This window comes from Sphingomonas psychrotolerans (genome assembly GCF_002796605.1).
GTDB classification, from domain to species: domain Bacteria; phylum Pseudomonadota; class Alphaproteobacteria; order Sphingomonadales; family Sphingomonadaceae; genus Sphingomonas; species Sphingomonas psychrotolerans.
On sequence record NZ_CP024923.1, the window covers coordinates 4,012,907 to 4,025,574 of the forward strand.

Annotated in this window: 11 protein-coding genes; 8 read left to right on the plus strand and 3 right to left on the minus strand. The window is 64.5% G+C overall.

Going from position 1 to position 12,668, the window contains the following annotated elements:
- Positions 1 to 181: 181 nt before the first annotated feature.
- The gene (locus CVN68_RS18275; RefSeq protein ID WP_100283463.1) at positions 182 to 781 is read left to right on the plus strand and encodes a nitroreductase family protein; all 600 of its coding nucleotides are present in this window, start codon (positions 182 to 184) and stop codon (positions 779 to 781) included.
- An 18-nt stretch (positions 782 to 799) separates the two neighbouring features.
- On the plus strand, positions 800 to 1,156 hold the full coding sequence (locus CVN68_RS18280; RefSeq protein ID WP_100284519.1) for a GntR family transcriptional regulator: 357 nt from the start codon (positions 800 to 802) through the stop codon (positions 1,154 to 1,156).
- 54 nt (positions 1,157 to 1,210) lie between these two features.
- On the opposite strand, the gene CVN68_RS18285 is transcribed toward CVN68_RS18280, so the two are convergent.
- Entirely contained in the window at positions 1,211 to 2,419 is a 1,209-nt protein-coding gene (locus CVN68_RS18285) for an LL-diaminopimelate aminotransferase (protein WP_100283464.1), read from the minus strand.
- Between the two features lie 132 nt (positions 2,420 to 2,551).
- Here CVN68_RS18285 and CVN68_RS18290 point away from each other — a divergent pair, with 132 nt between their 5' ends.
- The 3 genes from CVN68_RS18290 (at position 2,552) to clpS (ending at position 5,667) form a co-directional block, all read left to right on the plus strand.
- Positions 2,552 to 4,273, plus strand: coding sequence for a PHA/PHB synthase family protein (locus tag CVN68_RS18290; protein ID WP_100283465.1), 1,722 nt, complete (start codon positions 2,552 to 2,554; stop codon positions 4,271 to 4,273).
- A gap of 53 nt (positions 4,274 to 4,326) precedes the next feature.
- Positions 4,327 to 5,148, plus strand: coding sequence for a phasin family protein (phaP, locus tag CVN68_RS18295; protein WP_233503422.1), 822 nt, complete (start codon positions 4,327 to 4,329; stop codon positions 5,146 to 5,148).
- Between the two features lie 177 nt (positions 5,149 to 5,325).
- Positions 5,326 to 5,667, plus strand: a complete 342-nt coding sequence (gene clpS, locus CVN68_RS18300; protein ID WP_100284520.1) for an ATP-dependent Clp protease adapter ClpS — start codon at positions 5,326 to 5,328, stop codon at positions 5,665 to 5,667.
- A gap of 21 nt (positions 5,668 to 5,688) precedes the next feature.
- On the opposite strand, the gene CVN68_RS18305 is transcribed toward clpS, so the two are convergent.
- Positions 5,689 to 6,399, minus strand: coding sequence for a Crp/Fnr family transcriptional regulator (locus CVN68_RS18305; protein WP_100283467.1), 711 nt, complete (start codon positions 6,397 to 6,399; stop codon positions 5,689 to 5,691).
- A gap of 151 nt (positions 6,400 to 6,550) precedes the next feature.
- On the opposite strand from CVN68_RS18305, the gene murA reads away from it, so the two are divergent.
- Entirely contained in the window at positions 6,551 to 7,834 is a 1,284-nt protein-coding gene (murA, locus tag CVN68_RS18310) for a UDP-N-acetylglucosamine 1-carboxyvinyltransferase (RefSeq protein ID WP_100283468.1), read from the plus strand.
- Between the two features lie 200 nt (positions 7,835 to 8,034).
- Complete coding sequence (locus tag CVN68_RS18315; RefSeq protein WP_158298952.1) at positions 8,035 to 8,493, plus strand: hypothetical protein; 459 nt, start codon at positions 8,035 to 8,037, stop codon at positions 8,491 to 8,493.
- Positions 8,494 to 8,562: 69 nt separating this feature from the next.
- Here the strand turns inward: CVN68_RS18315 and CVN68_RS18320 are convergent, their stop codons facing one another.
- Positions 8,563 to 10,887 (minus strand): GH92 family glycosyl hydrolase, encoded by a 2,325-nt coding sequence (locus tag CVN68_RS18320; protein WP_100284521.1) that lies wholly within the window; start codon positions 10,885 to 10,887, stop codon positions 8,563 to 8,565.
- A 155-nt stretch (positions 10,888 to 11,042) separates the two neighbouring features.
- Between CVN68_RS18320 and CVN68_RS18325 the strand changes: the two genes are divergently transcribed.
- Positions 11,043 to 12,620: an MFS transporter gene (locus CVN68_RS18325; RefSeq protein WP_100283470.1), complete on the plus strand. Its 1,578-nt coding sequence runs from the start codon at positions 11,043 to 11,045 to the stop codon at positions 12,618 to 12,620.
- The last annotated feature ends 48 nt before the right edge of the window (positions 12,621 to 12,668 follow it).

Genomic DNA, 12,668 nt, shown 5'->3' on the forward strand with positions numbered 1-12,668 from the left:
GGTTGATGCCCTGCGCGATCCACGACGCACGAAAGAAAGTTGCGTGATCAATCGCGTTTCCGCAAACTGAGTCAAGCTAAGCGGCTCGCCACGGGATCTTGAACTGGTCCTCGTCGCCGCGGACGATTTCCGATCATAAACCACGGTTGGCGCGCGGCGGATCGGCCCCTAGATCGCAGGCATGACCTTCAATGACCGCGCCACGCCGCTCAGTCTTCTCCAGACCCGCCGTTCGGGCAAGCCGCGCGACATGGTGGCGCCCGGGCCGAGCCTCGAACAACTGCATGCGATAGTCGCGATCGCGGCGCGCACGCCTGATCACGGCAAGCTGGCGCCGTGGCGCTTCGTGATCGTACCTGACGAGGCACGGCCTGCGCTGGCGCTCAGGCTGGTCGAGATCCAGCGCGCCGAGAAACCTGACTGCAATGCGCGCGACGAAGAGGCGACGGCGCAGTTCGTGACGCAGGCGCCTGCGTTGATCGTCGTGCTCTCTGCGGCGGTGCCCGGACACAAGATTCCCGAATGGGAACAGCAACTATCGGCAGGGGCGGCGTGCATGAACCTGCTCCATGCGGCGCATGCGATGGGGTTCGTCGGTAGCTGGCTGACCGGTTGGGCCGCCTATTCGGAGCAAGTGCGCGACTTGTTCGGCGCGGCGCCGCAGCGGATCGCCGGGTTCGTCTTCATCGGCACGCCGGGGCGCGAACTCGAGGAGCGGCCGCGCGGCAAACTGTCCGAAATCGTACACGAATGGAATCCCGGGTATGGACCCGATCGCTAATTGGTGTATTATTGCACCATGACAGCGCTCGAGCACGACGACTCACCCGTTTACCTCAAACTCCGCGCCACCATCGCCGCGGCGATCCTGCGCGGCGAATATCGCGCGGGCGACCAGCTTCCCTCGGTGCGCGCGCTCGCCGCCGAGCACGGGGCCAATCCGCTGACTGTCGCCAAGGCCTATCAGAGCTTCCAGGACGACGACTATGTCGAGGTCCGCCGCGGAGTCGGCATGTTCGTGCTGCCGGGCGCGGTCGAGCGGCTGCGCATCGCCGAGCGCGAGCGTTTCCTCAATGGCCATTGGCCGCGGGTACGCGATCACATCGCGCTGCTCGGGCTCGACGTTAACGAGCTTCTCGACCGCGAGACCGCCTGACCTCCCTTTATTCGTCATCCCGGCACAGGGCCGGGGTGACGAGGAAGTAAGGCGCTAGCCCGCTTTCACGCTGGGTGTGTTGACCCCCATCGACTGCAGGTACTTCCGCACGTTGCGCGCCGCCTGACGCAGGCGCTGCTCGTTCTCGACCATTGCGATGCGAACGAAGCCCTCTCCATTCTCGCCGTAACCGACGCCGGGCGCGACTGCGACCTTGGCATGGCTGAGCAATTGCTTCGAGAATTCGAGGGAGCCGAGATGCGCGAGTGCCGGCGGCAGCGGCGCCCAGGCGAACATCGATGCGCGCGGAGAGGGGATGTCCCAGCCCGCGCGGCCGAAGCTCTCGACCAGCACGTCGCGGCGCTTGTGATAGAGCTGGCGATTCTTCTCGACGATGTCCTGCGGGCCGTTGAGTGCCGCACAGGCCGCGGCCTGAACCGGAGTGAAGGCGCCGTAATCGAGATAGGATTTCACGCGAGTCATCGCCGCGATCAGCTGTTTGTTGCCGACCGCGAAGCCGATCCGCCAGCCGGCCATCGAATAGGTCTTTGAGAGCGAGGTGAATTCGATCGCGACGTCCTTCGCGCCCTTCACCTGCAGGATCGAGACGGTCGGGTTGCCGTCGTAATAAAGCTCGGAATAAGCGAGGTCCGAGATGATCCAGACCTTGTTCTCGCGTGCCCAGGCGACGAGCCGTTCGTAGAAAGCGAGGTCGACCGTCTCGGCGGTCGGGTTCGACGGGTAATTTACGACAAGGATGGAGGGGCGCGGCACGGTGAAGTTCATCGCGCGCTCGAGGCTCTCGAAATAATGCTCGTCGGGCGTGGTCGGCACCGCGCGGATCGTGGCGCCGGCGATGATGAAGCCGAAAGTGTGGATCGGGTACGATGGGTTGGGCGCGAGGATTACGTCGCCGGGCGCAGTGATCGCCGTGGCGAGGCTGGCGAGACCTTCCTTCGACCCCATGGTCACGACCACTTCGCTCTCGGGGTCGATCTCGACGCCGAAGCGGCGGCCGTAATAATTCGCCTGGGCGCGGCGCAGGCCGGGAATGCCCTTGGACTGCGAATAGCCGTGCGCGTCGGGCTTGCGGGCGACTTCGCAGAGCTTTTCGATTACGTGATCGGGCGGCGGCAGATCGGGATTGCCCATGCCGAGATCGATGATGTCCTCGCCCGCCGCACGCGCCGCTGCCCGCATGCCGTTTACCTCGGCGATGACGTAGGGCGGCAGCCGCTTGATGCGGTAGAACTCTTCGGACATTTCCACTTCTCTCTCGAATTTGGGCGCTGCATTGCGCCGTGATGCGTTCCTACGCCATTCCTGCGTGTCCGGGAATGACGAGTTGGCTTGTCGGCGCTAAAGGTTCGCAGTCGCCGATCGAGAGGGAAACGCATGGAAGATACCACGACGCCGCCTCCCCGCCTCGAGGACCTCCAGCACTGGACCTGGGTGTTGGGCAAGGCACAGCAGATGATGCTCGAGAATGGCTTCGATCTGATGCGCCAGGTGCCGACGGCCCCGGCGATGGATCCGGCGAGCGCGCTCAGGGCCAGTGCGAACTTCTGGGCCGACACGATGCAGCTGTGGCAGCGCTTCCTTGATCCGGCGCATGCGATTCCGTTCGAGGAGACGCCCGAACAGGCGAAGGACAAGCGCTTCAAGGCGCCGCAATGGCGGGAGGAGCCGGTGTTCGACTTCCTGCGCCAGAGCTATTTCGTGATTGCCGACAATCTGCTGAAGGGCGTCGACGCACTGGAAGGCGTCGATCCGAAGCAGAAGGAGCAGATCCGCTTCGCGACCAAAGGCTTCATCGACGCAGTGAGCCCGACCAATTTCCCCGCGACAAATCCGCAGGTGCTCGAGAAGATCGTCGAGACCAAGGGCGAGAGCCTGCTCAAGGGCCTGCAGAACATGTTGTCGGACATCGCCAAGGGGCAGATGACGCAGACGGCGGAAGGTGCGTTCGAACTGGGCAAGAACCTTGCGATGACGCCGGGCAAGGTGATCAAACGCACGCCGCTCTACGAGCTGATCCAATATTCGCCGGTAACCGAGGAGGTCTATGCCACGCCGCTGATCATCTTCCCGCCCTGGATCAATCGCTTCTACATCCTCGACCTGACCCCGGAGAAGAGTTTCATCGGCTGGGCGGTCGCGCAGGGGCTGACCGTGTTCGTCGTGTCGTGGAAGTCTGCCGACGCCAGCATGAAGGACGTGGTGTGGGACGATTATGTCGAACGCGGCCAGATCGACGCGATCGACACTGTCCGGGAGGTGCTCGGTGTCGAAGGGGTGCATGCGATCGGCTATTGCGTAGCGGGGACGACGTTGGCGGCAACGCTGGCCGTGCTCGCAGCGCGGGGCGAGCCCGAAAAAGTGAAGAGCGCGACCTTCTTCACCGCGCAGGTGGATTTCTCCGAGGCCGGCGACCTGCAGATGTTCGTCGATGACGATCAGCTGGCGCGGATCAAGAGCCTCAGCGGCGAAGGATTCCTCGACGGGCGCTATATGGCGATGACTTTCAACCTGTTGCGTGGCCGCGACCTGATCTGGAGCTATGTGACCAACAATTATCTGATGGGGCAGGATTACGTGCCGTTCGATCTGCTTCACTGGAATTCGGACGTCACCAACCTGCCCTCGACCTGGCATTTGAGCTATCTCACGGATCTGTACCGCGACAACAAATTGGTGACGCCGGGGCTGCTCTCGATCGCGGGAACCCCGATCGATCTCGGCAAGGTGGCGACTCCGACCTATGTCCAGGCTGGTCGCGAGGACCATATCGCACCTGCAGCAAGCGTGTGGAAAATCACCCACCATCTCAAGGGGCCGCTCAAGTTCGTGCTCGCCGGATCGGGGCACATCGCCGGGGTGGTGAACCCGCCGGCCGCGGGGAAATACCAATATTGGGTCAACAACGCGAAGGTCGAGACGCTCGCCGAGTTCATGGCCGGCGCGAAGGAGACCAAGGGAAGCTGGTGGCCCGATTGGGTTGGGTGGATCGAAAGCGTCGATTCGAGGAAGGTGGGTGCAAAAGGTGCACGTGTGCCCGGAAAGGGCAAGCTCAAGGCGATCGAGGATGCACCGGGGAGCTACGTCCGCACGCGCTGAGGCTGCTCGTTCCGTAGCGTAAACGACTTTTGTGCACTGCACAATATTTCTTCTTGCAATGCACGCAACTGCTCTTTATATGCTGCATTGCAGCAATAGTCAGGGGACCGAGTCACATGGCCACCAAGGGACCGAAAGCGCCGGCGAAGCCGATCGCTCCGAAGCCTGCGGCGCGCGCCACGAAGCCGGCAGCGCCCAAGGCTGAGGCTGTCGCAGCCAAAACCGAGAAGAAGCCCGTGCCGAAAGCCGTCATCGAAGCAGTTGCTCCGGTGAATGCTGCCGGACCGGCTCCGGTCGTGGAAACAGCGTCGCAGGAAGTAGTGAAAACCGTTCGAGTGGCGGCAGAGCAGACTGAAGTCGCCGTCGCGGAAACCGTCAACGCAGCCGAAGCCGTCATCGAGACCGCCGCGGCGCCCATCGTCAAGGAAACCAGCACCATGGCTACCAATTTCGAGAACAACACCGTCAAGGCCCAAGCTCTGTTCGCCGACTGGAACGATCGCACCAAGACCGCCGTCGAGAAGTCGACCAAGCTGGTCGAGGAAGCCAACGAGTTCGCCAAGGGCAACCTCGAGGCCGTCGTCGAGTCGAGCCGCATCGCTGCCAAGGGCCTCGAGACCCTCGGCCAGGATGCTGCCGAATATGGCCGCAAGTCGTTCGAGAACGCGACTGCCGCACTGAAGACGCTCGCGACCGTCAAGTCGCCGGCCGATTTCTTCAAGCTGCAGAGCGACTTCGTTCGCGGCGCATTCGACGCGTATGTCGCTGAAGCTTCGAAGAATACCGAAGCCGTGCTCAAGCTCGCCGGCGACGCCGCGCAGCCGATCTCCGGTCGCTTCGCGGTTGCCGCCGAGAAGGTGAAGACCGTCGCCTGAGCGCATTTTTGCGCTCCAGTAAACGCGTAGACGGGCGGTTGCCGCAGGGCAGCCGCCCTTTCTTTTTGACGGCGCGTGCTTCTTTTGAAGATTAATGGCGTGGCCTTGGCCTTGCCTCGACTCCGACGAGCCCATATTTTCAGCGCGATGGCCGAAACCAGCAAATTCATAATCCGGATGGCCGAGGACGGCGACGACGGCGACGACGACACGGGGACGCGCGATCCGTCGGTCGGACTCGCGACGCGGACTCGCACGCGCACCAAGAAGCCGACGCCTTACCGCGTGCTGATGCTCAACGACGATTACACCCCGATGGAGTTCGTCGTGCTCTGCCTGCAGCGCTTCTTCCGGATGAACATGGAGGAGGCGACTCGGGTGATGCTCCACGTCCACCAGCGCGGCGTCGGCGTCTGCGGGGTATTCAGCTACGAAGTCGCCGAGACCAAGGTCAGCCAGGTGATCGATTTCGCCCGGCAGAACCAGCATCCGCTGCAGTGCACGCTGGAAAAAGCTTAGCGAGACCCTCTGCGCCGAAGTTCAGCTGCGCGGCGGCGGCAGCCAGCTCAGATCGAGGCCCTTATAGCGGTTCACATAATTTGCGGCATGCCCGAGCGCACGCTCATCAAGGAGCGTAACGCGCCCGGATTCGCGGGTGATCAGGCCGTCCTCCTCGAGCTGGCGCAGCATGCGATTGACGTGCACCGCGGTGAGACCGGTCGCATCGCCGATCTCTTCCTGGGTGAGACCGAGCGCGAAGGCATTGGCGATGCTTTTATTGGTCGTGCGCAGGCGATTGCGCAGCTCGAGCAGCAATGCGGCGACGCGCGCCTTGGCACTGGTTCGGCCGAGCGCGGCGAGCCGGTCAGTCAAAGCGACGCGCTCGATCTGGCAATAAACGAGGATCAGCGCCGAGAGCCGCGGATGTTCGCGCATGATCTCGGCCAGTGCGGCGCGATCGAACGGCGACACCACGCAATCGGAAAGCGCGGCGAGCGTCTCGGGTGCTTCCTGATACACCGCGCTCGACACGCCGAGCATGTCGCCGGGAAACAGGAAGCGGAGGATCTGGCGACTGCCGTCGGCGAGCAGCACATAGCTCATCATCAGCCCCTTGCGCAGGATGAAGAGCTCGTTGCACGGCTCGTTCTCACGCTGCAGCACCGCCCCGCGGCGCACCGGCCGCTGACGTTCCTCCAGTTTTTCGAGCGCATCCCTCTCCCCTTGGGAAAGCTCTACGAGCTCGCTCACTATATCCGCGAAACAACTACCCGACACGAATTCGTATTCCCCCCGTCCCCAGTGCAAAGCAGTGCAGCGGAATCAATGCATTAAAGTCGATCAACCCGTTTCACGGCCCGTCGCGCTTGCACCTGCGTCCCGAGGAGCTAGAAGCTCGGCCATGGACCGTATCCTCATCCGCGGCGGAAACCGCCTTTCCGGAAAAATCGCCATTTCGGGCGCGAAAAACGCCGCGTTGACGCTGATGCCCTGCGCATTGCTGACCGACGAACCGCTCACGCTGCGAAATCTGCCACGGCTGGCCGACGTCGACAGCTTCGGACATCTACTGAATGAGCTCGGCGCCTCGACGGCGATCGAGGGTACCCGCCCCAATGATTTCGGCCGGGTGATGACCACGCGCGCCGGCAAGCTGACCTCGACCGTCGCGCCCTATGACATCGTGCGCAAGATGCGGGCGTCGATCCTCGTGCTCGGGCCGCTGCTCGGCCGCGCCGGCGAAGCGACGGTATCGCTGCCCGGCGGCTGCGCGATCGGCAACCGGCCGATCGACCTGCATCTCAAGGCATTGCAGGCGATGGGCGCCGAGATCGAGGTTGCCGCGGGCTATGTGAAGGCGAGCGCGCCGGGCGGGCGGATTGCGGGCGGACGCTTCCGCTTCCCGGTGGTGTCGGTGGGCGCGACCGAGAATGCGCTGATGGCGGCGGCGACCGCGAGGGGCACGACCGTGCTCGAAAATGCTGCGCGCGAGCCCGAGATCGTCGATCTGTGCAATCTGCTGGTCGCGATGGGTGCCCGGATCGACGGCATCCATAGCGAGACGCTTACCATCGAAGGCGTCGACCGGCTGCATGGCGCGACCTATGCGGTGATGCCCGACCGGATCGAGGCAGGCAGCTATGCCTGCGCCGCGGCGATCACCGGCGGCGATCTCGAACTGGTCGGCGCGGATGCGGGCGACATGCGTGCGACGCTCGACGCGCTGATCGAGGCAGGCGTCACGGTCGAGGAGAAGCGCGATTCGGTCCGCATCGCCGCGCCGAACGGGATCAAGCCGCTGACCTTGTCGACCGCGCCGTTCCCCGGCTTCGCCACCGACATGCAGGCGCAGTTCATGGCGATGCTGTGCAAGGCCGACGGCGCCAGCGTGCTCACCGAGACGATCTTTGAGAACCGCTACATGCACGTGCCCGAGCTGGCGCGGATGGGCGCCAATATCGACGTGCGCGGGCGGACCGCAGTGGTGCACGGCGTCGACAAGCTGGTCGGTGCCCCGGTGATGGCGACCGATCTGCGCGCGTCGATGAGCCTGATCCTCGCCGGGCTGGTCGCCGAGGGCGAAACGCAGGTCCAGCGCGTCTACCATCTCGACCGCGGCTATGAGCGGCTGGAAGAGAAGCTCCAGGGCGTCGGCGCCGATATTGAGCGTGTCGGCGACGGCTAGGCCTTCGTTCCCTTAAGTTGACTCAGTTCACGAAAACGAGATTCATCTCGCAACATTATTTCACGAGATGGAGTCAAGTTGCGGACATGTGAAAGAGCGGTCGAGCATCGTTCGGCACGGCGAGCCAAGCAGACGAAATCCTACATTGCAAGGCTGGTGATATGACACGATCATGGTGTGCGCGGGGCACTGCGACGATATTGTTTGTCCTGGCGCCAACGGCCGTTGCCAAGTCGCAGACTGTCCATACGCCCGTAGCTGGCAGCGCCGAACGCACCGCGATCGTCAAGACGTTGCACGCGGGTGACGATGACCCGCAGTCGCGTTTCACATTCCGCCAATTTCGCGTTTTGCGTGCCGGATCGCGGGCAATTGCCTATGTCCATGGGGCGGGTCCCATCGGTGACTTTCAGGCCATCCTGAAGCGTGACGGCCAAGCCCCATGGCGCAAAGTCTGGGGTGAAAGTGACGGCGGCAGCAACAGCTGCGAAACGGGCGCGCAGCATTATGCCTGGGCCCTGCGGCTGATTCGGACCTACACGGCCGCCCCTGACGCAATTTTTCCGGGGATCGTTGCGCGAACGGGAGAATTGAAACGCATGGCGCAAGCAGATCCCGAGCTGCAGTGTGTCGGCGACCTGGATGGCGGCCCGGAGTGACGGGCACATGCAGGTTGGGCAGCGCAACGAGTCGCTAGCGGCTATGAACGTGCTCGCGCCGATTTCGACCTAACGCGCGGTACTCGTCGAGAAGGGACGGGCCGCGCGCGAGGTCGCCCAGCTCCGGTTCGGTTTCGCCTGCATCGTGAAGCGCAGCTCGCCACCCGCGGACAGTTCGTCGTGCGTGATGTAGCTGCGGTCCAGTGGCTTCCCGTCGAGCGTGACCTTGCCGATATAGCCGTTGGTCGCCGACAGGCCATCCGAGAGGACAGTGAAGCGTTTACCGTTTGGCAGATTGAGCGTCGCGCGATCCACGAACGGGCGGCCGATCACATACTGGTTCGATCCCGGCGCGACCGGATAGAAGCCGAGCGCCGTGAAGACGAGCCATGACGACATCTGGCCGAGATCGTCATTGCCCGAGAGACCCGCCGGGCCGGTCTTGTACTGGCTCTCGACGATCTGCTTGAGCCGCTCCTGCGTGCGCCACGGCTGGCCGGCGAAAGCGTAGAGATAGGCGACGTGGTGGCTCGGCTCGTTGCCATGGATATATTGGCCGATCAGCCCGGCAATGTCCTCGGCATGGCTGTAATCGAGCTTCGAATTGTCGAAGTCGAACATCGCGTCGAGCTTTTTGACCGCGGCCTTGTCGCCACCGAGCAGGCCGAACATCGCCGCCTGGTCCTGCGGCACGAACCACGAATATTGCCAGGCGTTGCCCTCGGTATAATCCGAGCCATAGTTGATCGCGGTGGGATCGAAGGGGGTGCGGAAGCTGCCGTCGGTTTTGCGGGCGCGCAGGAAGCCGGTCTTCGCGTCGAAGCTGTTGCGCCAATTGCCGGCGCGCTTCTCGAAGCTGGCGGCGACCTGGTCCTTGCCGAGCGCGCGCGCCATGCGGGCGATGGTCCAGTCGTCATAGGCGTATTCGACGGTCTTCGACGCGGCCTCGGGCTCCTTGTCGATCGGCGCGTAGCCGAGCTTCATATAGTGATCGAGCCCGCCATAGGGGCCGTAGCTTGCGCTCTTCACCATCGCGTCGAGCGCGGCTTCTGCGTCGAAGCCGCGGACGCCCTTGAGATACGCGTCGGCGATGACGGGAACGGCGTGGTAGCCGATCATCGTCCACGTCTCGCGGCCGTGGAACTGCCAGACCGGCAGGATGCCGAACGGGCTTTGCTGCTGGCTGGCGAGCAGCGAATTGACGAAGTCCGCATTGCGGCGCTCGGGCTGGACGAGCAGCAGCAAGGGATGCTCGGCGCGGAACGTGTCCCAGAGCGAGAAGGTCGAGTGGAAAGTGAAGCCTTCGGCCTTGTGGACCTGATCGTCGGGACCGCGATAGCGCCCGTCGGCGTCGGAGAAGACGCTGGGGGCCATCAGTGCGTGGTAGAGCGCGGTCGAGACCATCGTTTTGGTCGGTGCCGGCGCCTCGATCTCGATCGCGCCGAGCGCCTGCTCCCATGCGGTGCGCGTGCTCGCGCGGATCGCGTCGAAGCCGCCGGGCTCGCTGTCGAGATTGGCGATGGCGCCGTCCTCGTCGACGCTGGAGAGCGCGACCTGGAGTTCGAGCGGCTTGTCGAGTTTGCCGAAATCGAGCCGGGCGACGAGTGCGCGGCCGGCGAGCTGGTCGAGGTCGTCGCGCCCGCGGCCCGGACCCTGGAAGCCCTTATAGTCGATCTTTTCCTCGCGGTTGAGGAAGGCGTGGCCGGTCAGCGGCGTCGAGGGGCGGATCGCGAAGAACAATTTGCGCGCCGGCGCCCAGCCGCGGGTCTCGCGCGATCCTGTGATCGTGCCGTCGGGGCGGATGCGGATCGACGACCAGAGCGTCTTGCCCGGATAATTGTAGAGCACGCTGCGCAAATCGAGGATCAGGTGTGCGGGGGTGCCGGCGGGGAAGGCGTAGCGATGGACGCCGACGCGGGTGCCGGCGGTGAGCTCGGCGCGGATCTTCGCGTCGGCGAGGGTGACGGCGTAATAACCGGGCTGCGCGGTCTCGGTGGCGTGATCGAAGCGCGAGCGATAGCCCGAGCCAGGTTTGGCTGCGTCGCCGGGTTCGAGCAGTACGCTTTCGCCCGCCGCGGGCATGATCAGGAAGTCGCCGAGATCCGAATGGCCCGCGCCCGAGAAATGGGTGTGCGAGAAACCCTGGATCGTCGGGTCGTCGTAGCGATAGCCGGCGGCATGGCCGTAGCATTCACGAATGACGCAGCCGGTGTCGGTGTCAGGGCTCAACTGGACCATGCCGAAGGGCGCGACGGCCCCCGGAAACGTGTGACCCTCGCCGCCGGTGCCGATGAACGGGTCGACGCTTTCGTAAGCAGTCTGCGCGGCGAGCGGCGCGGTGGTGAGGGAAAGGGCGGCGAGCGCAGCCAATGCGCGGGGAAAGCTACTGGGCATGGGGCGGGTTAAAGCATGCGCCGAGGACCGTTCCAACCCTGCTTCGATTTGGGTGTTGGTCCCGCGCGACAGCACGATCGCGGTTTGCACCAGTCCGATTTTGCTCTTCACGCCGCTCTCCCCTATGCCCGTTGCGGGGCAAGGGGCGACCTTACATGCAGGCGGGCAGTACCTTTATCGACCGGCGCGGCGTGTGGCTGTTCGTGCTCGGCTGCGTCGCGGTCACGATCGGTGTGCTGATGCACATCCCCATGTTCCTGATGGGCAAGGACATGCACTATATGCTCGCCGGCATGCCGATGGGCTGGGACATGGTCGGCGGGATGGGGCTGATCGTCGTCGGCTGCCTGATCGCCGCCTGGGGTCTGCTGCCACGCAACGTCTCGGCGCAGCTCGCGGCGCAGGACGATTTCGAGATCGCCGCGCCGGAGGACGCGCATCTGGGACCGGCGCATTGGGGGCTGATGGTAGTGCTGGTGGTCGCGCTGATCATCGACATCATGAAGCCCGCCGCGCTCGGCTTCACCGTGCCCGGCATGGTCATGGAATATGGCGTGTCCAAAGCCACCGTGTCGCTGGTGCCGTTCTTCGCCTTGTGCGGGACGGTGACCGGATCGGTGGTGTGGGGGGTGCTCGCCGACATCTATGGCCGCAAGGCGACGATCCTGCTTTCGGCGGTGATGTTCGTCGGTACGTCGATCTGCGGCGCGATGCCCAGCCTCGCGTGGAACATCGGCATGTGCTTCATGATGGGCGCCGCGGCGGGCGGCATGCTGCCCGTCACATATGCCCTGCTGGCGGAGATGATGCCGAGCAAGCACCGCGGCTGGAGCCTCGTGCTGGTCGGCGGGCTCGGGGCGGTCGGCGGCTATTTCGCGGCGAGCGGGGCCTCGGCGCTGCTCCAGCCGATCTTCGGCTGGCGGATATTGTGGCTGCTCAACCTGCCGACCGGGCTGTTGCTGGTGCTGCTGGGCGTGTTCATTCCCGAATCGGCCAAGTTCCTGCTCGCGCGCGGGCGGCGCGCCGAGGCGGCGGCGGTGATGGCGAGGTTCGGCTCGACGGTGCGCAAGGTGGCGGCGCCCAAAGCCGATGCGCGGACGACGGCGGCGCATGTTCCGCTCACCGGCGCGAAGCTGATCGGCAAGCTGGTCGCACTGTCGACCGCCGCGATCGCATGGGGGCTGATCAATTTCGGGCTGCTACTGTGGCTGCCCGCCGATCTGGTGAGCAAGGGCTATTCGGTCGCGGTGTCGAGCAAGCTGCTCGCCGCCTCGGCGCTGATCGCCTTCCCGACGGTGTTCCTGTGCGCGTTTCTCTACAGCCGGTGGAGCACCAAATGGTCGCTGGTCACGGTGATCGGGATCACCTTTCTGGGGCTGATCGGGGTGATGTGGCTGGAGCTGGTCGGCGGGATGAGCCCGGTGCTGCCAGTGGCGCTGCTGATCGTCGGCTCGAACGGGATCATCGCGATCGTGCTGCCCTACACTGCCGAGAGCTTCCCGATGCGCGTGCGCGGGCGGGCGACCGGCTGGGTGGCGGCGTGCACCAAGGCCGGCGGCGTGCTCGCGCAATTGCTGTCGATCACGGCGCTGGTGCCGGCGATGGGCTGGGCTGCGGCGGCGATCCTGGTGCCGACCCTCGTCGCGCTCGCTTTGGTCGCGTGGTTCGGGCGCGAGACCCGCGGCGCCGATCTGCGGCAGCTCGACCAGGCGATGGACGCGTCGCCGATTTGATTGATTTGGGTTAAATTGCAGTCTGTTGGCGGCCCTTACAGGTCGTTT

Coding starts and splice junctions, on each gene's coding strand:
- CVN68_RS18275 (WP_100283463.1), top strand. CDS start 182: ATGACCTTCAATGACCGCGCCACGCCGCTCAGTCTTCTCCAGACCCGC.
- CVN68_RS18280 (WP_100284519.1), top strand. CDS start 800: ATGACAGCGCTCGAGCACGACGACTCACCCGTTTACCTCAAACTCCGC.
- CVN68_RS18285 (WP_100283464.1), bottom strand. CDS start 2,419: ATGTCCGAAGAGTTCTACCGCATCAAGCGGCTGCCGCCCTACGTCATC.
- CVN68_RS18290 (WP_100283465.1), top strand. CDS start 2,552: ATGGAAGATACCACGACGCCGCCTCCCCGCCTCGAGGACCTCCAGCAC.
- clpS (WP_100284520.1), top strand. CDS start 5,326: ATGGCCGAGGACGGCGACGACGGCGACGACGACACGGGGACGCGCGAT.
- murA (WP_100283468.1), top strand. CDS start 6,551: ATGGACCGTATCCTCATCCGCGGCGGAAACCGCCTTTCCGGAAAAATC.
- CVN68_RS18320 (WP_100284521.1), bottom strand. CDS start 10,887: ATGCCCAGTAGCTTTCCCCGCGCATTGGCTGCGCTCGCCGCCCTTTCC.
- CVN68_RS18325 (WP_100283470.1), top strand. CDS start 11,043: ATGCAGGCGGGCAGTACCTTTATCGACCGGCGCGGCGTGTGGCTGTTC.